This is a genomic window from Pseudomonas kitaguniensis (assembly GCF_009296165.1).
In the GTDB taxonomy this organism is placed as follows: domain Bacteria; phylum Pseudomonadota; class Gammaproteobacteria; order Pseudomonadales; family Pseudomonadaceae; genus Aquipseudomonas; species Aquipseudomonas kitaguniensis.
Map to the genome: position 1 here is coordinate 14,328 of NZ_VUAZ01000046.1, position 24,390 is coordinate 38,717.

Below are 24,390 nucleotides of genomic sequence, written 5' to 3' on the forward strand. Positions count from 1 at the left end.
AGGCGCCTGGAACACCCGATTCAAGCGGCAGCTGAAAACGGACTTTCTCCTTCACCGTGACTTATCAGGCAGGTTACCCCCATGCAGTTCAGCGAATTATTGGCAGCGATTTCCACCCACGCGATCCGTCTTCAACTGGAAGAGGGCGACTTGATCATACTGGGCGACGATGACGCGCTGGGGGACGCGCTGTGGGATCAATTGATCGCCCACAAGCCTCGCCTGCTGCAGTTTGTAGCCGAACATGGCGGCGACTGGCTGAGCCCGGCCTACCGCATCACCCCGCAGATGCTGCCGCTGGTCAACCTCGACCAGCCGGCCATTGAGCGTATCGTCGCCGCCATCCCCGGCGCGCCGCGAATGTGCAGGATATTTACCCGCTGGCGCCGCTGCAGGAGGGCATGCTTTATCACCACCTTTCGGCCGAGCAGGGCGACCCCTACGTGCTGCACGCACAGTTTGTGTTTGACAGCCGCGCGCGCTTGCAGGCATTTGCCGAGGCGCTGCAGTGGGTCATCGACCGCCACGATATTCTGCGCACCTCAATGGTCTGGGAGCGCCTCGACGAGCCACTGCAAGTGGTGTGGCGCACAGCAACCCTGGCCTGCGAGGAGGCGCACTTCAACGGCGCTGACGTGCTCGCGCAGTTACTCGCGCGGTTTGATGCACGCACTTATCGCATGGACCTGGGCCAGGCGCCGCTGCTGCGCCTGGTGTTTGCCGACGACCCGGCTAACCAGCGCGTGGTAGCGATGCTGTTGTTCCACCACACGATTCTGGACCACACCGCGCTGGATGGCGTGCGCCATGAAATCCAGTTGTACCTGGCCGGCGAGCAAGCCCTGGCCGCTGAGCCGGTAGCGTTTCGCAGCTACATCGCCCAGGTGCGCGATGGCGTCAGCGCGCAAGCGCACGAGGCGTTTTTCCGCGAGATGCTTGCCGACATCGATGAACCGACGTTGCCGTTCGGCTTGCAGGATGTGCAGGGCGATGGCCAGGGCATCGATGAAGCCCGCCTGCCTGTCGACAGCGCCTTGAGCCGCCGCCTGCGCAGCCTGGCGCGACCGCTCGGGGTGAGTGTGGCGAGCATCATGCACGTGGCGCTCGCCCGCGTATTGGGCGTGGTCGCCGGCCGCGAGGCGGTGGTGTTCGGCAGCGTGATGCTCGGGCGTATGGGCGCAGGCGAGGGCGGTGAGCGCGCGTTAGGCATGTTCATCAACACGCTGCCGTTGCGTGTGGATGTCGGCGAGCAAGGCGTGCGCGCCGGGGTCAAAGCCACGCATGCGCGGCTGAGCACGTTGCTCAACCACGAACATGCGTCGTTGGCGTTGGCCCAGCGCTGCAGTGGCGTGGCCGCGCCGACCCCGTTGTTCAGCGCGATACTCAACTACCGCCACAGCGCCGCTACCGACATGGCGGCGGTGATCGAAGTGGCCGAAGGCATTCAGGTGCTCGGCGCCGAAGAGCGCACCAACTACCCGCTGACGGTTAACGTGGATGACCTGGGTGAAGACTTTGCGCTGACGGTGATGGTGGACACGGCCATCGGCGCCCAGCGCGTCGCCGCTTACCTGCATACCGCGCTGCAGAGCCTCGCCGACGCGCTGGAACAGCGACCGGATTCGCCGCTCAGCGGCCTGAATATACTGCCTCACGATGAACGCCTGAACCTGCTGCACACGCTCAACCAGAGCACCTCGCACTACGCCGACACCGCGCTGATTCACCAGCAGGTTGAAACCCACGCCGCCGCCCAGCCCGCCGCCATAGCCCTGCGCTTTGACGACCAGCGCCTGACCTACCGCCAACTCAACGAACGCGCCAACCAGGTAGCCCACCGCCTGCTCGCGCAAGGCGTGCGCCCGGATGACCGCGTGGCGATTTGCGTGGAACGCGGCCCGGAGATGATCATCGGCCTGTTGGGCATTCTCAAGGCCGGCGCCGGGTATGTGCCGATCGACCCGGCGTACCCGCTGGAACGCATCGCCTACACCCTGGCCGACAGCCAACCGTTGGCCGTGCTGGTGCAAGCCAACACCTGCCACCTGGTCGGCGACCTGGCGCAAATCGACCTCAACAGCCTGCGCCAGGAGTCCATCGTCAACCCTCGGCTCACCCTCAGCGCGGCCAACCTTGCCTACGTGATCTACACCTCCGGCTCCACCGGGCTGCCCAAAGGCGTGATGATCGAACACCGCCAGGTCGCGCGGCTGTTCACCGCCACCGAACACTGGTTCGGCTTTAACCACACCGATGTGTGGGCGCTGTTCCATTCCTTCGCGTTTGACTTTTCGGTGTGGGAAATCTGGGGCGCGCTGATGCACGGCGGCCAGTTACTGATCGTGCCGCAATGGGTCAGCCGCTCGCCGCAAGACTGCTATGCGCTGCTCTGCGACGCGCGCGTGAGCATTCTTAACCAGACGCCCAGCGCGTTCCGCCCATTGATCGCGGCTCAGGCACACAGCGCTCAAGCGCATTCGCTGCGCCAGGTTATTTTTGGCGGCGAAGCGCTGGAACCGGGCATGCTCAAACCGTGGTATGCGCGCGCCATGAACGCCGGTACGCAACTGGTGAACATGTACGGCATCACCGAAACCACCGTGCACGTGACGTACTGCGCGCTGCAAGCGGCCGACGCGCAGCGCGTCGGTGTCAGCCCGATTGGCGTGCGCATTCCCGACCTGCAACTCTACGTGCTCGATGAACACCGTGAGCCGCTGCCGTTTGGCGTGGTCGGCGAGTTGTACGTCGGCGGTGCCGGCGTGGCGCGCGGTTATCTGAACCGCGATGCGCTGAACGCCGAGCGCTTCCTGGCTGACCCGGCCACTGGCCTGCGCATGTACAAAACCGGCGACCTCGGCCGCCTGCTCGCCGACGGCAGCGTTGAGTACCTGGGGCGTAACGATGACCAGGTGAAAATCCGTGGTTTTCGTATCGAGTTGGGCGAAATCGAAGCGCGCCTGGCCACCGCGCCGGGCGTGCGTGAGGCGGTGGTCATCGCCCGCGAAGATGAACCGGGTGACAAGCGCCTGGTGGCCTACGTGGTGGCCGAGGGCGAACTCAGCGCCGCCGCGTTGCGTGACCATCTGCTGCTGAGCCTCGCCGAACACATGCTGCCGAGCGCCTTTGTGCAACTGGGCACCTTGCCGCTGACCACCAACGGCAAGCTCGACCGCAAGGCGCTGCCCGCGCCGGATGCCGACGCATTGGCGCGGCGTGACTACGCCGCCCCGCAAGGCGCGGTGGAAACTGCCATCGCCGGCCTCTGGCAGGAGCTGCTGAAGCTCGACCGCGTCGCCGCGACGATAACTTCTTCGAACTCGGCGGCCACTCGCTGCTGGCGGTCAAGCTGATCGAACGCATGCGTAAGGTCGATTTGAGCGCCGATGTGCGCGTGCTGTTTGGTCAGCCGACACTGGCGGCACTGGCTGCGGCGGTCGGCGGGCAACAGGAAGTTGTGGTACCGCACAACCTGATCACACCCGCCAGCCAGCACATCACGCCCGACATGCTGCCGCTGGTGAACCTCGACCAGGCCGCCATCGAGCACATTCTCGGCAAGGTCCCCGGTGGCATTGCCAACGTGCAGGACATCTACGGGCTGGCGCCGTTGCAGGCGGGTATTCTTTACCATCACCTGGCAACCACCGAAGGCGACCCCTACGTGTTGCAGGTGCAGTTCAGCTTTGCCGACCAGTTGGCGGTGGACGCGTTTGTTCGCGCGCTGCACAGCGTGATCGAGCGCAACGACATCCTGCGCACCGCGATTATCTGGGAAGGCCTGGAGGAACCGGTGCAAGTCGTGGTGCGCCAGGCTTCATTGGCCGTCGAGCGTATTCAAACCCAAGGCAGCGATGCCTTGGCGCAACTGCAACAACGCTTCGACCCGCGCCACTATCGCCTCGACCTGTCGCGCGCCTCGCTGATGCATTTTGGCTACGCGCAGGAGCAGAGCCGCTACGTCGGTATTTTGCTCCTGCACCATATCTTGCTCGACCACACGGCCCTGCAAGTGCTGGTGCAAGAGATGAGCGCCAGCCTGGCTGGCAGCAGCGCGCAACTGCCCGACGCGGTGCAGTACCGTAACTACGTGGCGCAGGCGCGTCTGGGTGTCACGCAGGCGCAACATGAAGCGTTTTTCAGCGACATGCTCAGCGATATTGACGAGCCGACGCTGGCCTTCGGTTTGCACGACGTGAATGGCGATGGCAGTGGCATCGTCGAGGCGCATCTACCGCTCGAACCGGCGCTGAGCCAGGGGCTGCGCGAGCAGGCACGGCAACTCGGCGTGAGCACTGCCAGCCTGGTGCACCTGGCGTGGGCGCAGGTGTTGGCGCAGGTGTCCGGCCAGCAAGACGTGGTGTTCGGCACCGTGCTGCTGGGCCGCATGCAAGGCGGTGAGGGCGCCGACCGCGCGTTGGGAATGTTCATCAACACCTTGCCGCTGCGCGTCAGCCTCGGTGCCGTTGGCGTGCAAGCCGGGGTGCGTGCCACCCACGCGCGCCTCGCGCAATTGCTTGGGCATGAACATGCTTCGCTGTCGCTCGCCCAGCGTTGCAGCGGCGTGCCAGGTTCGTTGCCGTTGTTCAGCACCTTACTCAACTACCGTCACAGCGCGCCGGGCGACGCGCCGGGGGACAGCCCGTTTGCTGCCTCCGGTATCGAAATTCTGAGTTCTGAAGAGCGCAGCAACTACCCGCTGGTGTTGAACGTCGATGACCTCGGCACAGGCTTTGCGCTCACCGTGCAAGGCGTGGCCACCCTGGAGGTTCAGCGCGTGGGCGACTACATGCTTACCGCCTTGCGCAACCTCGTGACCGCGCTGCAACAGGCGCCCACCACGCCGTTGCACGCGGTGTCGATTGTGCCGCCTGCCGAGCGTCAGCAACTGTTGGTGGGCTTCAACGCGACCGCCCGCGAGTACCCGTCGCAGTTGACCGTGCAGCAACTGTTCGAAGCCCAGGTGCTGGCGCGTCCCGAAGCCATTGCGGCGGTGCAGGGTGAATTGTCGATGAGTTATCGCGACCTCAACCACCGTGCCAATCGACTCGCCCATCACTTGATCAATCAGGGGGTGCAGCCCGGCGAAAGCGTGGCGATTGCACTGCCGCGCTCGCTGGATTTGCTGGTGTGCCAACTGGCGATCCTCAAGTGCGCGGCGGTCTACGTGCCGCTGGACGTCAACGCCCCGGTGGAGCGCCAGGCGTTTATCGTGCAGGACAGCGGTGCGCGCCATGTGCTGAATAACCTCGCCGAGTTGAACCTGGAAGCACTGTCGCCACGCAACCCCGAGGTGGCGCAGTCTGCGCAAAGCGTTGCGTACATCATGTACACCTCCGGTTCCACCGGCGCACCGAAGGGTGTGCAAGTGCCGCACCGCGCGATCTCGCGGCTGGTGCTGAATAACGGTTACGCCGAGTTCAACCCGCGCGACCGTGTGGCGTTCGCGTCTAACCCGGCGTTCGACGCAAGTACCCTTGATGTGTGGGCGCCGCTGCTCAATGGCGGTTGCGTGGTGGTGGTCGAGCAGGCAGTGCTGCTGTCCCAAGCTGCGTTTGCTGCGCTGTTGCAAGAGCAAGCCATCAGCGTGTTGTGGATGACCGCCGGGCTGTTCCATCAGTACGCCGATGCGCTGATGCCGGTACTGCGCCAGTTGCGCTACCTGATCGTTGGCGGTGATGTGCTTGACCCGCTGGTGATTGGCCGCGTGCTCACCCACGGCAAACCGCAGCACCTGTTGAACGGCTACGGGCCGACCGAAGCCACCACGTTCTCCACCACCTTTGAAATCACCGCGCTGGCTGCGGGCGGCATTCCGATTGGCCGGCCGATTGCGAATGCGCAGGCCTACGTGCTGGATGCGCGCCAGCAACTGCTGCCGCTGGGCGTGGTCGGCGAGTTGTATATCGGTGGCGCGGGCGTGGCCATCGGGTATTTGAACCAGCCGCAACTGACCGCCGAAAAATTCATCGCCAACCCGTTTGGCGAAGGCCTGCTGTACCGCAGCGGCGACTTGGCCAGTTGGCAGGTCGACGGCACCTTGCTGTACCAGGGGCGCAATGACCTGCAAGTTAAAATTCGCGGCTTCCGTATCGAGCCCGGCGAAATCGAAACCTGCCTGGCCACCTGCGCCGGTGTCAAAGACGCGGTGGTGCTGGCCCGCGAAGACGAACCGGGTGACAAGCGCCTGGTGGCTTACTACACCGCGCAGGCGCCGTTGGACATCGAAGCGTTGCGCGCGCACCTGCAAGGCCAGTTGCCGGATTACATGGTGCCTTCGGCGTATGTGTGGCTGGCGCTGCTGCCGCTGACCGCCAACGGCAAGCTCGACCGCAAGGCCCTGCCGGTGCCGGACCAGAGCGCGCTGCTCAGCCGTGGCTACGAAGCGCCGCAAGGCGAAGTAGAAACCCTGCTGGCGCAGATTTGGCAAGACGTGCTCAAGCTGGAACGCGTGGGCCGGCATGATCATTTCTTTGAGCTGGGCGGGCATTCGTTGCTCGCGGTCAGCCTGATTGAACGCATGCGGCAGGTCGGCCTGAGCGCCGATGTACGCGTGTTGTTCAGCCAGCCAAGCCTGGCAGCGCTGGCGGCGGCGGTGGGCAGCGGGCGCGAGATTGTGGTGCCGGCGAATGGCATTCCGAAGGGCTGCACACAGATCACTCCAGCCATGCTGACGCTGGTGCAGCTCGACCAGGCCGCGATTGACCGAATCGTCGCCAGCGTGCCCGGCGGCGCGGCCAATGTGCAAGACATCTACCCGCTGGCGCCGTTGCAGGAAGGTATTTTGTACCACCACATCAGCGCCGAGCAGGGCGACCCGTACTTGCTGCAATCGCGCATGGCGTTTGACAGCCTTGAGCGCTTGCACGGGTTCATGCGCGCGCTGCAACAGGTCGTGACGCGCCACGACATCCTGCGCACCGGTGTGGTCTGGGAAGGCCTCGACAGCCCGGTGCAAGTGGTTTGGCGTGAGGCGCAACTGGTGGTGCAGGACGTTGCGCTGGACGCGGCACAAGGCGGCATCATCGAACAATTGCACGCGCGCTTCGATGCGCGGCACTACCGCCTCGACATCACTCAGGCGCCGCTGCTGCGCATGGTCTACGCCGAGGACCCGGCGAATAATCGGGTCGCGGCGATCCTGCTGTTCCACCACTTGGCGCTCGACCACACCGCAATGGAAGTGGTCGGCGAAGAAATGCGCGCGTTCCTGTTCAACCAGGCGGATGCGCTGCCGCACGCCGCACCGTTCCGTAACTACGTGGCGCAGGCGCGCCTGGGTGTGAGCGTGGCGGAACACGAGCAGTTCTTTTGCGACATGCTCGCCGACATCGACGAGCCGACCCTGCCGTTTGGCGTGCAGGATGTGCAGGGCGATGGCCGCGATATTGAAGAAGCACACGTGCCACTGGACGCGGCACTGGCGGTGCGCGTGCGTGAGCAAGCGCGGGTGCTGGGCGTCAGCGCGGCCAGCGTGATGCACCTCGCTTGGGCGCAGGTGCTGGGGCTGGTGTGCGGGCGTGACGAGGTGGTGTTCGGCACCGTATTGATGGGCCGCATGCAGGCCGGTGAGGGCGCCGACCGTGCGCTGGGCATGTTCATCAACACCTTGCCGCTGCGCGTGAATGTGGCCGCCGGTGCCGCCGTTGCGGTCAAGGCGACCCACGCGCGACTCAGCGCATTGCTCGGCCATGAACATGCCTCGCTGGCACTGGCCCAGCGTTGCAGTGGCGTGCCGACGACGGTGCCGCTGTTCAGCGCGTTGCTCAATTACCGTCACAGTAACCCCGGCGAAATGGCCCGCGATGGTCACGGCATCTGGGAAGGTGTGCAACTGCTGGGCGGCGAAGAGCGCAGCAACTACCCGCTGACCCTCAGCGTCGATGATTTTGGCGCAGGCTTTGGCCTCAGCGTGCTGGCGCTGCCGCAGATCGGCGCCGAGCGTGTGTGTGGCTACATGCACAACGCCGTGGCGCAACTGGTGGGCAGCCTGGAAAACGCGCCGCGAACCGCGCTCAATCAGCTGGATATTCTGCCTGCAGCGGAACGCGAAACGCTGCTGCGTGAATTCAACGCCAGCGCCGCGCATTACCCAACCGGGCACACGCTGCACGCGGCCGTTGAGGCCCAAGCCGAGCGCCAGCCGCAGGCGATTGCCGTGCAGCAAGACGCTGCATCGCTGACCTATCAGCAACTCAACCAACGTGCCAACCAACTGGCCCATCACCTGCTGGCACTCGGTGTGCAACCGGATGACCGCGTGGCGATTTGCTGCCGGCGTGGCCCGCAAATGTTGGTGGGGCTGCTGGGCATTCTCAAGGCCGGTGCAGGCTATGTGCCTATCGACCCGGCGCACCCGGCCGAGCGAATCGCCTACCTGTTGCAGGACAGCGCGCCGGTGGCCGTGCTGGCCGAGCCAGGCACCCGCGAGCTGCTGGGCGCCGTCACAGCGGTCAACCTGCTTGACCACAGTTGGCAGCACCACGCGGTGACTAATCCTCAGCTCGAAACGCTGACCCCGGCGCACCTGGCCTACGTGATCTACACCTCCGGCTCCACCGGCCAGCCCAAGGGCGTGATGGTCGAACACCGCAGCGTGGCAAACCTGGTGCACTGGCACTGCGCAGCCTTCGAGCTGGATGCGCGCAGCCACACCAGCAGCGTCGCCGGTTTCGGCTTTGACGCGATGGCCTGGGAGGTCTGGCCAGCACTGTGCGCAGGCGCAACCCTGCACCTGCCGCCGGCCGATGTCGGCAATCAAAACATCGACGCGCTGCTCGCCTGGTGGTTGGCACAGCCGCTGGATGTCAGCTTCCTGCCGACTCCGGTGGCCGAATACGCCTTCAGCCAGAACCTGCAACACCCGAGCTTGCGCACCCTGCTGATCGGTGGCGATCGCCTGCGCCAGTTCACCCGGGAACAGCGCTTTGCAGTGATCAACAACTACGGCCCCACCGAAGCCACGGTGGTTGCCACCTCGGGCCGCGTGCACGCCGGGCAGGGCTTGCCGATCGGCCAGCCGATTGCCAATACCCACGTCTACGTGCTCGATGCACAGCTGCGCCCGGTGCCGGTAGGGGTTGTCGGTGAGCTGTACGTGGGTGGCAGCGGCGTGGCGCGGGGCTACTTGAACCGGACTGAGATGACTGCCGAACGCTTCCTGGATGATCCGTTCAACGGCGGGCGCATGTACCGCAGCGGCGACCTGGTGCGCTGGTTGCCCGACGGTAATCTCGACTACGTGGGCCGCAACGATGATCAGGTGAAAGTGCGCGGCGTGCGCGTCGAACTGGGCGAAATCGAGAGTTGCCTGGCCGCGCTTGAGGGTGTCGGCGAAGCGGTGGTGCTGGTGCGTGACGGCCGTTTGGTGGCGTGGTTCAGCGAACATTACCCGCTTGCGATTGAACACCTGCGCGCGCAACTGCAAGCGCAGTTGCCCGAGGCGCTGGTGCCGGTCGCCTATGTAAAACTCGACGCGCTGCCGCTGACCGCCAACGGCAAGCTGGACCGCAAAGCTCTGCCGGAACCCGACCACACCGCGCTGCTGAGCCGGGACTATGGAGCGCCGCAAGGTGAGGTCGAGACCACCCTGGCGCGCATTTGGGCCGAGGTGTTGCAGGTGGAGCAGGTCGGTCGGCATGACCACTTCTTCGAACTCGGCGGCCATTCGTTGTTGGCCGTCAGCCTGATCGAGCGCATGCGCCAGGTCAGCCTCAGCGCCGATGTGCGCATCCTGTTCAGCCAGCCAACCCTGGCTGCGCTGGCCGCCGCCGTGGGCAGCGGGCGCGAAGTGCAGGTGCCACCCAACCGTATCGCCGCCGATTGCCGGCGCATCACCCCGGACATGCTGCCGCTGGTTGAGCTCGACCAGTCGACGCTCGACGAGGTGGTCGGCCGCGTCCCCGGCGCGCCGCGAATGTGCAGGACATTTACCCGCTGGCGCCGTTGCAGGAAGGCATTCTTTACCACTACATCACCGCCGAGCAGGGCGACCCGTACCTGCTGCAATCGCACTTGGCGTTCGACAGCATCGAGCGCCTGAACGCCTTTGCCCAAGCGCTGCAATTAGTCATCGACCGGCACGACATCCTGCGCACCGGCGTGGTCTGGGAAGGCCTCGCGCAACCGCTGCAAGTGGTGTGGCGCAAGGCTCAGCTGAGCGTGCAGGAACTGCACTTGCAAGGTGATGTTCTGGCCGGCCTGCACGCGCGGTTTGATGCGCGGCGTTATCGCCTCGACATCAGCCAGGCGCCGCTGATTCGCCTGATGTATGCCAACGACCCGGCCAACGCACGCGTGGTGGTGGTGTTGCTCTATCACCATATTGCCCTCGACCACACCGCATTCGACGTGGTGCTGCACGAAATGCAGGGCCATTTGCTCGGCCACGCCGCCCCGACGACGGCGCCGATGCCGTACCGCAACTACGTGGCCCAAGCGCGTCTGGGCGTGAGCGAAGCCGAACACGAGCGCTTTTTCTGCGAGATGCTCGGTGATGTCGATGAACCGACCTTGCCGTTCGGCTTGCAGGACGTGCGCGGCGACGGCAGCGCCATCCAGGCGCATAGCCTGCGCCTGGACGCAGACCTCAACCGCCGCCTGCGCGCTCAGGCACGCCTGCTCGGGGTAAGCACGGCCAGCCTGTTCCACTTGGCCTGGGGCCAGGTGTTGGCGGCCACCGCAGGTCGCCACAGCGTGGTGTTCGGCACGGTATTGGTCGGCCGCCTGCAAGGCGGCGAGGGCGCTGACCGTGCCCTTGGCGTGTTCATCAATACCTTGCCGTTGCGCCTGGACATTGATGAGCAAGGTGCACGCGCTGCGGTGCGGGCCACCCACGCGCGGCTCACCGCGTTGCTCGGGCATGAACACGCCTCCTTGGCGCTGGCCCAGCGTTGCAGCGGGGTGGCGGCCCCGGCGCCGCTGTTCAGTTCAATGCTCAACTATCGCCATCGCGGCGCTGCAACCCGCTCGCACGAGGCGCAGCAAGCGTGGCAAGGCATGCAAACCCTGGTCAATGACGGGCGCACCAATTACCCGTTGACCTTGAACGTGGATGACTTGGGCGACGGCTATGACGTGACGGCCCTGGCGCAGGTTGACGCGCAGCGGGTCTGCGGCTACATGCAAAATGCTTTGGCCGGGTTGGTCGAAGCGTTAGAGCAGGCGCCGCACCAGGCGCTCAATCGCCTGCCGGTACTGGGCGCCGAGGAACGCCAAAAACTGCTGGTGGAGTTCAACGCCACCACCGTCAACTTCAACCTCGACCAGACCCTGCACGGCCTGTTCGAAGCCCAGGTGGCGCGCACGCCAGACGCGGTGGCGGTCAAAGCCGGTGAGCAACACCTGACCTACCAGGCGCTCAACGAACGCGCCAACCGCCTGGCGCATCACCTGCGCGAACGCGGCGTGCAAGCCGATTCGCGCGTGGGTATTTGCCTGGAGCGTGGCCTGGACATGGTCATCGGCCTGTTCGCCATTCTCAAGGCCGGCGGCGGCTACGTGCCGCTCGACCCGGCGTATCCAGCAGAGCGCATTGCCTACATGTTGCACGACAGCGCACCTGTGGTGGTGCTCGCGCAGGGCGCAACGTGTGGCTTGCTCGGCGATGTGGCGGTGATTGATCTGGACCACAACACCTGGCAGCACCAGCCCGCCAGCAACCCTCAAGTGCCGGGCCTCAGCGCCCAGCACATGGCCTACGTGATCTACACCTCTGGCTCCACCGGCCAGCCCAAGGGCGTGATCAACGAACACGCAGGCGTGGTCAACCGGTTGTTATGGATGCAGGACGCCTACGGCCTTAACGCGCATGACGCGGTGCTGCAGAAAACCCCGTTCAGCTTCGACGTGTCGGTGTGGGAGTTTTTCTGGCCGCTGTTCACCGGCGCGCGCCTGGTGATGGCGCGCCCTGGCGGGCACAAGGAGCCGGCGTACCTGTGCGAAGTGATCGAAGCGGAGCAGATCACCACGCTGCACTTTGTGCCGTCGATGCTCGACGTGTTCCTGGCGCATGGCGAGATCCGCCAGGCGAGTGGGCTGGTGCGCGTGATGTGCAGCGGCGAAGCCTTGCCGGGCAGCCTGGTGCGGCGCTTCAAGCAGCAATTGCCAGCGGTTGGTTTGTACAACTTGTATGGCCCCACCGAAGCGGCGGTCGATGTGACCGCGTGGAACTGCGCCTGCGCCGAGGTGCCGGACAATACCCCCATCGGCAAGCCGATTGCGAACACGCGCATGTATGTACTGGATGCGCAGTTGCAGCCGCTGCCGTTGGGTGTGGTCGGCGAGCTGTTTATCGGCGGCGTGCAAGTCGCGCGCGGCTACTTGAACCGCCCTGAGCTGACCGCCGAGCGCTTCCTCAAAGACCCGTTCACCGACGGGCGCCTGTACCGCACCGGTGACGTCGGCCGTTACTTGCCCGACGGCAATATCGAGTACCTGGGCCGCAACGATGACCAGGTGAAAATCCGTGGCTTGCGTATCGAACTCGGCGAAATCCAGGCGCGGCTGCTGGAGTATCCGCAGGTCAGCGAAGCCGCCGTGGTGGCGCGCGAAGACCGGCTGGTGGCGTACTACACCGGCCAGCCAAGCGACATCGAACAACTGCGCCTGCACCTGCTGCAGCACCTGCCGGACTTCATGGTGCCCGCGCTGTTCGTGCACCTCGACGCCTTGCCGCTGAGCCCCAACGGCAAACTCGACCGCAAGGCCCTGCCGGCACCGGGCATGGATGCGTTGCAGGTGCGCGAGTACGAAGTGCCGCAAGGCCCGACCGAAATCCTCTTGGCCGAACTTTGGGCCGAACTGCTGAAGGTGGAGCGGGTAGGGCGGCATGACAATTTCTTTGAACTGGGTGGGCACTCGCTGCTCGCCATGAGCTTGATCGGCCGCCTGCGCCAGGAAGGTATGGAAGCCGATGTAAGGGCGTTGTTCGAAGCGCCAACCCTGGCCGGCTACGCCGCCATAACTGAACGAATGGAGATCGTCCTGTGAGCCTCTTTGAGCTGTTGGCGACACTGAAAACCAAGGACATTCAACTGGCGCTCAAGGGCGAGCAGTTGTCGGTGCAAGGCAATAAACAAGCGCTGAGTGAGCCGGCGATACTGGCGGCGTTGCGCGAACACAAACCCGCGCTGATTGAGCTGATCAAGGCCGGCGAGTACTCGGCGACCAAGGCCGGTGAGGTGCAGGTGCCGGCGAACGCCATTCCGGCGGGCGCTGAACACATCACGCCGGGCATGCTCAGCCTGTCGACACTCAGCCAGGAAGAGATTGATCGTATCGTCGCCAGCGTCGACGGCGGTGTAGCGAATATTCAGGATATTTACCCGCTGGCGCCGTTGCAGGAAGGCATTCTGTTCCACCATGTCAGCGCCGAGCAGGGCGACCCGTACGTGATGCAGTCGCAATTTTCGTTCGACAGCCTGGCGCGTTTCGAGGCGTTTGCCGACGCGTTGCAACGCGTGATGGACCGCCACGACATCTTGCGCACGGGGGTGGTGTGGGACGGTTTGCAACAGCCGTCGCAAGTGGTGTGGCGCCAGGCGCGCCTGCCGGTGCAGGCACTGACGCTGGACCCGGCCGACGGCGATATTGCCGCGCAACTGCACGCGCTGTACGACGCCCGCCATTATCGCCTCGACGTGACGCAGGCGCCGCTGTTGCGCCTGGTGCGTGCCGAAGACCCGCAGAACCAGCGCATTGTCGCCACGTTGTTGTTCCACCATATGGCCCTCGACCACAGCGCGCTCGAAGTGGTATGCCATGAACTGCAAGCGTACTTGCTGGGGCACGGCGAAGCGCTGGGGCAGGCGGTGCCGTTTCGCAATTACGTGGCGCAGGCGCGCTTGGGCATCAGCGAGCAGGAACACGAAAGCTTTTTCCGCCAGATGCTCGGCGACATCAGCGAACCGACCTTGCCGTTTGGGTTGCAGGACGTGCAGGGCGATGCGCGCGGCATTCAGGAGGTCAGCGTGCCGCTGCCAGCCGAGTTGGGGCAGCGCTTGCGTGCGCAAGCGCGGCAACTCAGTGTCAGCGCCGCCAGCCTGTTTCATATGGGCTGGGCGCAAGTATTGGGCGCCTTGTCCGGCAAGCAGCACGTGGTGTTCGGCACCGTGTTGATGGGCCGCATGCAAGGCAGCCATGGCACGGACCGCGCGCTGGGTATTTTCATCAACACGCTGCCGTTTCGCGTCGACGTGGACGGCCAAGACGTACGCAGCGGCGTCAAAGCCACCCACACGCGCTTGACCACCTTGCTGCGCCATGAGCATGCGCCGCTTGCGCTGGCCCAGCGTTGCAGCGGCGTTGTGGCGCCGACGCCGTTGTTCAGCGCGTTGCTCAACTACCGCCACAGCGCCCCGGCGGCCAGCGCCGAGGGCGTGTCGGCGTGGCACGGGATTGCAGCGCTCAGCGCCGAAGAACGCACCAACTACCCGCTGACCTTGAGCGTCGATGACCTCGGTGATGGTTTCGGCCTGAGCCTGCTCGCCAGCACCTCGGTAGACCCGCAGCGGGTGTGCGCCTACTTGCAAACCGCCCTGGAAAACCTGGTGACTGCGCTGGAGCAGGCGCCGCACACCGCGCTGAATCACCTGTCGGTAGTGCCTGTGGCCGAGCAACAACAACTGCTTGAGCAGTTCAACACCACCCAAGCCGCCTTCCCCCAAGTCACCACGCTCCACACGCGCATTGAAGCGCAGGCGGCGCTCACGCCCGAGGCTATTGCTGCGGTACATCAGGGCCACTCACTGACCTACGCCGCGCTGAATCAGCACGCCAATCAGCTGGCGCATCATCTGTTGGCGCTGGGCGTACAACCCGACGACCGCGTGGCCATCGTCGCGCGCCGTGGCCTCGACACGCTGGCCGGGTTGCTGGCGATCCTCAAGGCGGGTGCCTGCTATGTGCCGGTGGACCCGTCCCACCCGGCCGAGCGCCTGAGCTACTTGCTGAGTGACAGCGCGCCGGTGGCGGTGCTGACCCAGCACGCGTTGCTCGCGCGCCTGCCCTCACTTGAAGTGCCGGTGATCGCCCTGGATCGGGTGACCTGGCAACACGCTTCGACGGATAACCCCAGCGTTGCCGTCACCCCGAAAAACCTTGCGTACGTGATCTACACCTCCGGCTCCACCGGCCTGCCAAAAGGCGTAATGGTGGAGCACCACACCGTGGCGAATCTGGTCGATTGGCATTGCCACGCGTTTGACCTGTGTGCCGGGCGCCACACCGCCAGCGTCGCGGGTTTCGGCTTTGATGCAATGGCCTGGGAAGTCTGGCCGGCGCTGTGTGTGGGCGCGACCTTGCACCTGGCGCCGGCGCACGACGCGCCGAAGACCTCGACGCCTTGCTGGTGTGGTGGCGCGGGCAGCCGCTGGACGTGTGCTTTTTGCCGACGCCGGTGGCCGAGTACGCGTTCAGCCAGCAGATCGAACACCCGACGTTGCGCACGCTGCTGATCGGCGGCGATCGGCTGCGCCAGTTTGCGCGTGCACAGCGTTTTGAACTGATCAACAACTACGGCCCCACCGAGGCCACCGTGGTTGCCACCTCGGGCAAGGTCGAGGTCGGCCAGCCGTTGCATATCGGCAAACCGGTCGCGAATGTCACGGTGTACTTGCTGGATGAACAGCAACGGCTGGTGCCGCTGGGTGTGGCGGGCGAGCTGTATGTGGGCGGCAAGGGTGTGGCGCGGGGTTACCTGAACCGCCCGGAACTGACAGCCGAGCGCTTCCTGCAGGACCCGTTTAACGACGGGCGCATGTACCGCACCGGCGACCTGGCGCGTTGGTTGCCGGACGGCACGCTTGAATACCTGGGGCGCAATGACGACCAGGTGAAAATCCGTGGCATGCGCATCGAGCTGGGCGAAATCGAAACCCAACTCAACCAATTGCCCGGGATTCAGGAGGCCGTGGTGCTGGTGCGTGAGGAGCGCCTGGTGGCGTATTTCACCGAGCATGCGCAGTTCGACGCGTTGGCCGTCGGCGACATTCGTGCCCACCTGGTGGCGCACCTGCCGGACTATATGGTCCCGGTGGCCTACGTGAAACTCGCGGCATTGCCGCTCACCGCCAACGGCAAACTCGACCGCAAGGCGCTGCCTGCGCCCGACATGGCCGCGCTGTTTACCCGCGAATACGTGGCGCCGCAAGGCGAGATCGAAAGTGTGTTGGCGCAGATTTGGGCGGATGTGCTGCACGTGGAGCGGGTCGGGCGCCGCGACCATTTCTTTGAGCTGGGCGGGCACTCGCTGCTGGCCATGCGCATGGTGTCGCAAGTGCGCCAGCGCCTCGGTGTCGAGCTGATACTCGGCGATTTGTTTGCCAATGCCGAGCTGGCGGCGGTCGCCGAGGTGCTCGCCAAAGCCGGTCGCAGCACTTTGCCGGACATTCTCCCGGCCAATCGCGATGACGACGTGCCGCTGTCCTTCGCCCAACAACGCCTGTGGTTTTTGGCGCTGATGGAAGGTGCCAACACCGCCTACAACATTCCTATCGGCTTGCGTTTACGTGGGCAGTTGCATGTCGAGGCGCTGCAACGGGCGCTGGCGCGTATCGTCGCGCGGCATGCAACCTTGCGCAGCCGCTTCGCCCAGCACGGCGACGACGCCAAAGTGCTGATCGTGCCCGCTGAAGAGGTGTTGCCGCTGCAAGTGCAAGACCTGCGCCGCCACCCGCAACCGCAGCAAGCGCTGGACGCGTTGATTCACGGCGAAGCCTCGGCGCCGTTCGACCTGGAGCGTGGCCCTTTGCTGCGCGGGCGTTTGGTGGTGATGGGCAGCGATCACCATGTATTGCTGCTGACCCTGCACCATATCGTCTCCGATGGCTGGTCGATGGGCGTGCTCACCCGTGAGCTGATGGCGCTGTACCAGGCGTTCAGCCATGGCCAGCGCGACCCGTTGCCGCCACTGCCGATTCAGTACGGCGACTTTGCCGTGTGGCAACGTTTGTGGCTGAGCGGCGAAGTGCTGCACCGCCAAAGCAGCTACTGGCAGCAGGCGTTGGCCGGTGCGCCGGCACTGCTCACCTTGCCGACTGACCGCCCACGCCCGGCGCAACAGGACTACGCCGGCAGCAGCGTTGAAGTGCGCTTGAATGAACGCCTCACCGCCGGGCTCAAGGCTTTGAGCCAACGCCATGGCACCACGCTGTACATGACCTTGATGGCCGCCTGGGCCTCGCTGTTGGCGCGGCTGTCCGGGCAAACCGACGTGGTGATCGGCTCGCCGGTGGCCAACCGAACGCGCAGCGAGGTGGAAGGGCTGATCGGCCTGTTCGTCAACACCCTGGCGGTGCGTATCGACACCTCGGGCGAGCTGAGCACCGAGGCATTGCTGGCGCGCGTAAAAACCCTGACGCTGGACGCTCAGGCCCATCAGGACCTGCCGTTCGAGCAAGTGGTGGAAGTCACCCGGCCGGTCCGCAGCCTGGCCCACAGCCCGCTGTTCCAGACCTTGCTGAGCTGGCAGGACAGCAGCGCACCGACCCTGGCGTTGGGCGATCTGGCGCTGGAAGGGATTGTCGAGAACAGCCACTTTGCCAAGTTCGACCTGTCGCTGAACCTGGGTGAAGTACAGGGCAGCATTCTCGGCGCGCTGGAATATGCGCTGGCGCTGTTCGATCAGTCGACTGTCGAGCGTTACGTCGGCTACTTCACCCGCGTGCTGCAGGCGATGGTCGATAACGACCAGGCGGTGCTGGAACATGCGCCGCTGGTGGATGAGCGTGAGCGTCAGCAGCTGCTGGTCGACTTCAACGCCACCGCAGTGGCCTACGACCTCAAGCAAACCCTGCACGGCCTGTTCGAAGCGCAGGTGGCGCGCACGCCGCAGGCGATTGCGGTCAAGGCAGGCGAACAGCAACTGACGTACGCCGAGCTGAACGCGCAGGCGAATCAGTTGGCCCACCACTTGCTGGCGCTGGGCGTGGAGCCGGGTTCGCACGTGGCGATCTGCGTGGAGCGCAGCCTTGAAATGGTCGTCGGCCTGTACGCCATTCTCAAAGCCGGCGCGGCCTATGTGCCGCTCGACCCGGCTTACCCGCAAGAGCGCATTGCCTACATGCTGCAAGACAGCGCGCCGGTGGTGGTGTTGGCCCAAGCGGCCACGCGCGGCTTGCTCGGCGCGGTGCCGGTAGTCGAGCTGGACCAGCCTGACTGGCAGCATCAACCGATGGAAAACCCTGGTATTGAGGGCGTGGCCGCGTATGTGATCTACACCTCGGGCTCCACCGGGCAACCCAAGGGCGTGATCAACGAACACACCGGCGTGGTCAACCGCCTGTTGTGGATGCAGGACGAATATGGCCTGACGGCGCATGACACGGTGCTGCAAAAAACCCCGTTCAGCTTCGACGTTTCTGTGTGGGAGTTCTTCTGGCCGCTGTTTACCGGCGCGCGCCTGGTGATGGCAGGGCCTGGCGGGCATAAAGACCCGGCATACCTGTGCGAGGTGATCGCGGCTGAACAGGTCACGACGTTGCACTTCGTGCCGTCGATGCTCGATGTGTTCCTCGCCCATGGCGACGTCAGCCAAGCGGCTGGGCGGGTACGCGTAATATGCAGCGGCGAAGCCTTGCCGGGCAGCCTGGTGCGGCGCTTCAAGCAACAGTTGCCGGGCAGCCAGTTGCATAACCTGTATGGCCCGACTGAAGCGGCGGTCGACGTCACGGCCTGGAACTGCGCCGGTGCGGTCACGCCGGACAACACACCGATCGGCAAACCCATCGCCAACACGCGCATTTACGTGCTCGATAGCCAATTGCAACCGGTGCCGTTGGGCGTGGTCGGTGAGCTGTTCATCGGTGGCGTGCAAGTGGCGCGCGGTTATCTCAACCGGCCTGAACTGACTGCCGAGCGTTTCCTCAACGACCCGTTCAGCCCAGGGCGGATGTACCGCACGGGGGACGTCGGCCGCTACTTGGCGGACGGTACTATTGAGTACCTGGGGCGCAATGATGACCAGGTGAAGATCCGCGGGTTACGCATTGAACTGGGCGAAATCCAGGCGCGCCTGCTGGAGTATCCGCAGGTCAGCGAGGCCGCCGTGGTGGCGCGCGAAGACCGGCTGGTGGCGTATTACACCGGCACGCACAGCGACATTGACGCGCTGCGCAGCCATTTGCTGCAGCACTTGCCGGAGTTCATGGTGCCGGCGATTTTTGTGCACCTCGACGCGCTGCCGCTGAGCCCCAACGGCAAACTCGACCGCAAGGCGCTGCCCGCGCCGGGCGTGGATTCGCTGAGGTTGCGCGAGTACGAAGCGCCGGTGGGGGATACCGAAATCGCGCTGGCCAGCCTGTGGGCCGAGTTGCTGAACGTAGAGCGCGTGGGCCGTCACGACAATTTCTTTGAACTGGGTGGGCACTCGTTGTTGGCCGTCAGCCTGATGGGCCGTATGCGCCGCCTCGGCTTGTCGGCCGATGTGAAAGTGCTGTTCGGCCAGCCGACGTTAAGCGCGTTGGCGGCGGCGCTGGGCGGCGGGCGTGAAGTGGTGGTGCCGGTGAATGGCATTGCCGCCGACTGCCGCCATATCACCCCGGCCATGCTCACGTTGGTCACGCTGGACCCAGGCGCTATCGAGCGCATCGTCGCCTGTATCCCCGGCGGCGCGGCGAATGTGCAGGACATTTACCCGCTGACGCCGTTGCAGGCCGGCATGCTTTATCACCACCGCGCGGTGACGGAAGGCGACGCGTACGTGCTGCAAGCGCAGTTCGCATTCGACAGCCTGCTGCGCTTGCAAGCGTTTACCAAGGCGTTGCAGGCGGTGATCCAGCGGCACGACGTGCTGCGCTCGTCATTCCATTGGGACGGCCTGGAAGAACCGGTGCAAGTAGTGTGGCGTGAAGCCTCGTTGAGCGTCGAAAACGCGCCGTTGCCACAACGCCTCGACCTCGCCCAAGCCCCGCTGATGCGCCTGGTGTATATGCAGGACCCGCAGGCTTCACAGCGTGTGGTGGCGACCTTGCTGTTCCATCACTTGGTGATGGACCACATTGCCCTGGACATCCTGCAGCACGAACTGCAGGCGTTTCTGTTGGGCCGCGAGGACCAACTCGGCGCAGCGGTGCCGTACCGCAACTACGTGGCCCAGACCCGCTTGAGCGTCGACGATCACGCAGGGTTTTTCGCTGAAATGCTCGCTGAGATTGATGAGCCCACCGAGGTCGCCAACCTCGGCGGTGAGGCAAACGCGCAACTGACCCTCGACCCGCAGTTGAGCCTGCGCCTGCGTACTCAGGCGCGTCAGTCGGGCGTCAGCGCGGCCAGCCTGATGCACTTGGCCTGGGCGCATGTGCTGGGCAAGGTCTGCGGTCGCGAGCGCGTGGTATTCGGCACGGTGATGCTCGGCCGCCTGCAAGGTGGCGAAGGCGCAGAACGCGCCATGGGCGTGTTTATCAACACCTTGCCGCTGCGCGTCGACGTGGGCGAACACTCGGTACGCACGGCGCTGCGTGCGACCCACGCGCGCCTTAGCCAACTGCTCAGCCATGAGCATGCGCCGCTGGCATTGGCCCAGCGTTGCAGCGGCGTGCCGGTGGGCACGCCGTTGTTCAATGTGCTGTTCAACTACCGCCACAGCGCGCCGCCCGTTGGCGGTGTGGCCGAGGCGTGGCAAGGTATTCAATTGCTCAAGGCCGAAGAACAGAGCAACTATGCGTTGTCGGTGAGCGTCGATGACCTTGGTGATCATTTCAGCCTGCACGCCATGGGGCAGGGCGCCGAGCGTTTGTGTGGTTACTTGCAGGTTGCCCTGGAGCAACTGGTGCAGGCGCTGGAGCAACACGCCGAGATCGCCATCGGGCACCTGCCGATTCTGCCGCAGGCCGAACGCCAACAACTGGCGCAGTTCAACGCCACCACCCGCGCGTTCCCCCGCGAGCACACGGTGCAGCGTCTGTTCGAAGCCCAGGCCCACGCGCGGCCTGACGCGGTGGCGGTGCTGCATGGCGAGCACGCGGTGAGCTATGGCGAACTCAACACCCGCGCCAACCGCCTGGCTCATCACCTGTTGGAACTGGGGGTGCGCCCCGCCGACCCGGTTGCGATCCTGTTGCCGCGCTCGATTGACCTGCTGGTCAGCCAATTGGCCGTGCTCAAATGCGCCGCCGCTTATGTGCCGCTGGACATCAACGCGCCCGTCGAGCGCCAAGCGTTTATGCTGCAAGACAGCGGCGCGGCCTGGCTGTTGACCCGCAGCGCGCTGGCGGTCGACTGCGCAGCGCGCCGCCTCGACCTCGACAGCCTGACCGTCGCCGCGCAACCGAGCCACAACCCGGACCTGTCGCAGCACTCGGACAGCGTGGCGTACATCATGTACACCTCCGGTTCCACCGGCACGCCGAAGGGCGTATTGGTGCCGCACCGTGGCATCACGCGGCTGGTGATCAATAACGGCTACGCCGACTTCAACCACACTGACCGCGTGGCCTTCGCCTCTAACCCGGCGTTCGATGCGAGCACCGTGGACGTGTGGGCGCCATTGCTGCACGGCGGCCAGGTGCAGGTGATCGACCACGCCACCTTGCTCGACCCGGCCGCCTTCAGCGTCGCGCTGGCAGGCACCACTGTGCTGTTCCTCACCACCGCGTTGTTCAACCAATACGTGCAGATGATTCCCGAGGCCCTGGCTGGCCTGCGCATCCTCTTGTGCGGCGGCGAACGTGGCGACCCTTCGGCGTTCCGCAGCCTGTTGGCGCGGGCGCCCGACCTGCGCATCGTCCATTGCTATGGGCCGACGGAAGCCACCACTTACGCCACCACGCATGCCGTGCATGCGGTTGCCGATGACGCTACCAGCGTGCCCGTGGGTCGGCCGATTTCCAACACGCAAATCCACGTGCTGGATGCGCAGTTGCAGCCGGTGCCGCTGGGTGTGGTCGGCGAAATCTGCGTCGGTGGCGACGGCGTCGCCATTGGTTATTTAAACCGGCCTGAGCTGACGGCCGAGAAGTTCGTGCAAGACCCGTTCAACCCGGGCAGCGTGATCTACCGCACCGGCGACCTCGGCCACTGGACGGCGGACGGCCTGCTGGAGTGCATCGGGCGTAACGATGACCAAGTGAAGATTCGCGGTTTTCGCATTGAGCTGGGTGAAATCCAAGCGCGGCTGGCGCTGTGCGCGAGCGTTCAGGATGCAGTGGTGTTGGCGCGTGAAGACGTACCGGGTGACAAGCGCCTGGTGGCGTATTTCACGTGGGCCGCTGAACCGGTTGACGTCGACAGCGTGCGGGCGTTTTTGCAAGGCCAGTTACCCGAATACATGCTGCCGTCGGCCTATGTGCCGCTGGCGCACATGCCACTGACGGCAAATGGCAAGATCGATCGCAAAGCCTTGCCTGTACCGGCCCCGGACGCGGTGATCAGCCGCGCGTTTGAAGCGCCGGTGGATGCGCTTGAGCAGACCCTGGCGCAGTTGTGGGCCGAGGTACTCAAGCTTGAGCAGGTTGGGCGGCATGACAGCTTCTTTGAACTCGGCGGGCATTCATTGCTGGCGATTCGACTGGTCAACCTGATGCAAGAGGCGGGGTTGCAGGTGTCACTGGCCGAGCTGTTCCAGCACGCCAACGTGGCCTGCGTCGCCGCCATGCTGAGCCAGCGCACGGCTGCGCCTGCGCGCGACCATTCGGTGATCACCGTGCGTAGCAGTGGCTCGCAGCCGCCGCTGTTTCTGGTGCACGAGTTCAGCGGCATGGACGTGTACTTCCCGGCGCTGGGCCAGCACTTGCCCGGTGATTATCCGATTTACGGCCTGCCGGGCGTGGCGTTGGGCGAGCCGCGCCTGAACACCATGGAAGGCCTGGCGGCGCGCATGGTCGGTCTGATTCGCAGCCTTCAACCGCACGGGCCGTACCGCGTGGCGGGTTGGTCGTTCGGCGGTGTGCTGGCCTATGAAGTCGCCATGCAACTGCTGGGGCTGGATGAACCGGTGGCGTTTCTCGGCCTGATCGACACCTACGTGCCGCGCATGACCGACCAGGGCAAGGCGCGCTGGAGCGGGCCGGACGCTCTGAAGCGGCATTTGTTGTTGCAGTGCACGGCGTATTGGAAAGCACAGGGAGGTGTGGATGAGCTGGCAAGCCTGGAACAATTGGAGGCAGACATTCGACAGTTGGACCTTGCGGCTCTGCTGCAACGCTGTCGCGATCAAGGTTTGTTGTACGCGCAAATGGCAGCGGCGACGGACGCGGACCTCATAAGTTTTATCCAGCGCGAAGTGGGCCATGGGCATGCGTTGGCGCACTACAGCCTGTTCCCGTTGCCGGTGCCAGTGCACCTGTTCAGCGCGCTGGAGCGCCCGACCGAGTTGTCACGGCGCAGCACGTCGCTGGGCTGGAACGACGCGTTGGCGCCTGCGCAATTGCGCCAAATCGAGGTGCCGGGTGACCACCAGAGCATGATGCAGGCGCCGCATATCCAGGCCTTGGGCGCTGCGATGACTCAGGCCATGGCTGCGTGTGCCCCGGTGGCGCAGGCGCAGCATCAAGCCTTACTGCGGATTCAGAGTGGCCGCGCGGGGTATGCGCCGGTGTTCTGTGTGCCGGGTGCGGGCGATAGCGTTACCGGCTTCGTCGGTTTGAGTGAAGCACTCGGGCGCGAATGGCCGCTGTATGGTTTGCAGCCGCGTGGCCTGGATGGCGAGGCGGTGCCGCACAGCCAAGTGGAAGCGGCGGCGCAGGGGTATTTGGTAGCACTGGAGCACGAGTGCCCACGCGGGCCGGTGCATTTGATCGGGCATTCGTTTGGCGGCTGGGTCGCGCTGGAGATGGCGCTGCGGTTGCAGGCGATGGGCCGTGAAGTGGCGTCGTTGACGGTGATCGACAGCGAGGCGCCGGGCGGCGCGGGCCGGCCTTACACAACAACGGCAGCCTTGTTGCGGTTGATTGAGGCCATGCAGTTGTCGGCGGGCAAACCGCTGGGCATCGACCGTGCCGAGTTTGCCGGTTGGGACGAGGTGACGCAGCGCCAGCGCTTGCATGCCGGCATGGTCGCGGTCGGCTTATTGCCGGCGCGCGCCAGTGTGGACGCGATGGATGGGCCGGCGCGCACTTATGCGGCGGCGTTGCGCACCGTGTATCGGCCTGCGCACCGCTACAACGGTGTGGTGCGCCTGGTGTTGGCGGAAGACCCGGCGCTGGATGCGTCAGGCAATCAGCGCGAGCAGGGCTTGATGATTGAAGGTTGGCGCGGGCAGGGCAGTGCGTTGCAGGTTTGGTATGGCGCGGGCAACCACTTCACGTTGCTCAAGGCCCCCAATGTGTTGGGCTTGGCTGGGTGGTGGCGTGCAGGCGTTGGCGTAGGCGAGGAGGTCTCATGAGGCCGCCGGGATCGTTCCCACGCGCTGCGCGGGAATGCCGCCGCGCACGCTCTGCGTCCGGTTTAAGGCGC

1 protein-coding gene and 2 pseudogenes are annotated in these 24,390 nt (G+C 65.0%); all 3 read left to right on the top strand.

The features are described 5' to 3' along the window. Positions 1–81 precede the first annotated feature (81 nt). Positions 82–12,990, top strand: a pseudogene (locus F0169_RS28595) (amino acid adenylation domain-containing protein). After that, positions 12,987–15,272, top strand: a pseudogene (locus tag F0169_RS28600) (condensation domain-containing protein); the annotation flags it as partial. The pseudogenes F0169_RS28595 and F0169_RS28600, both read left to right, overlap by 4 nt. Positions 15,273–15,283: 11 nt before the next feature. Beyond that, a complete protein-coding gene (locus F0169_RS28030) occupies positions 15,284–24,319 on the top strand; it encodes a non-ribosomal peptide synthetase (RefSeq protein ID WP_482822449.1) in 9,036 nt (3,011 codons plus the stop codon). Positions 24,320–24,390: the final 71 nt, after the last annotated feature.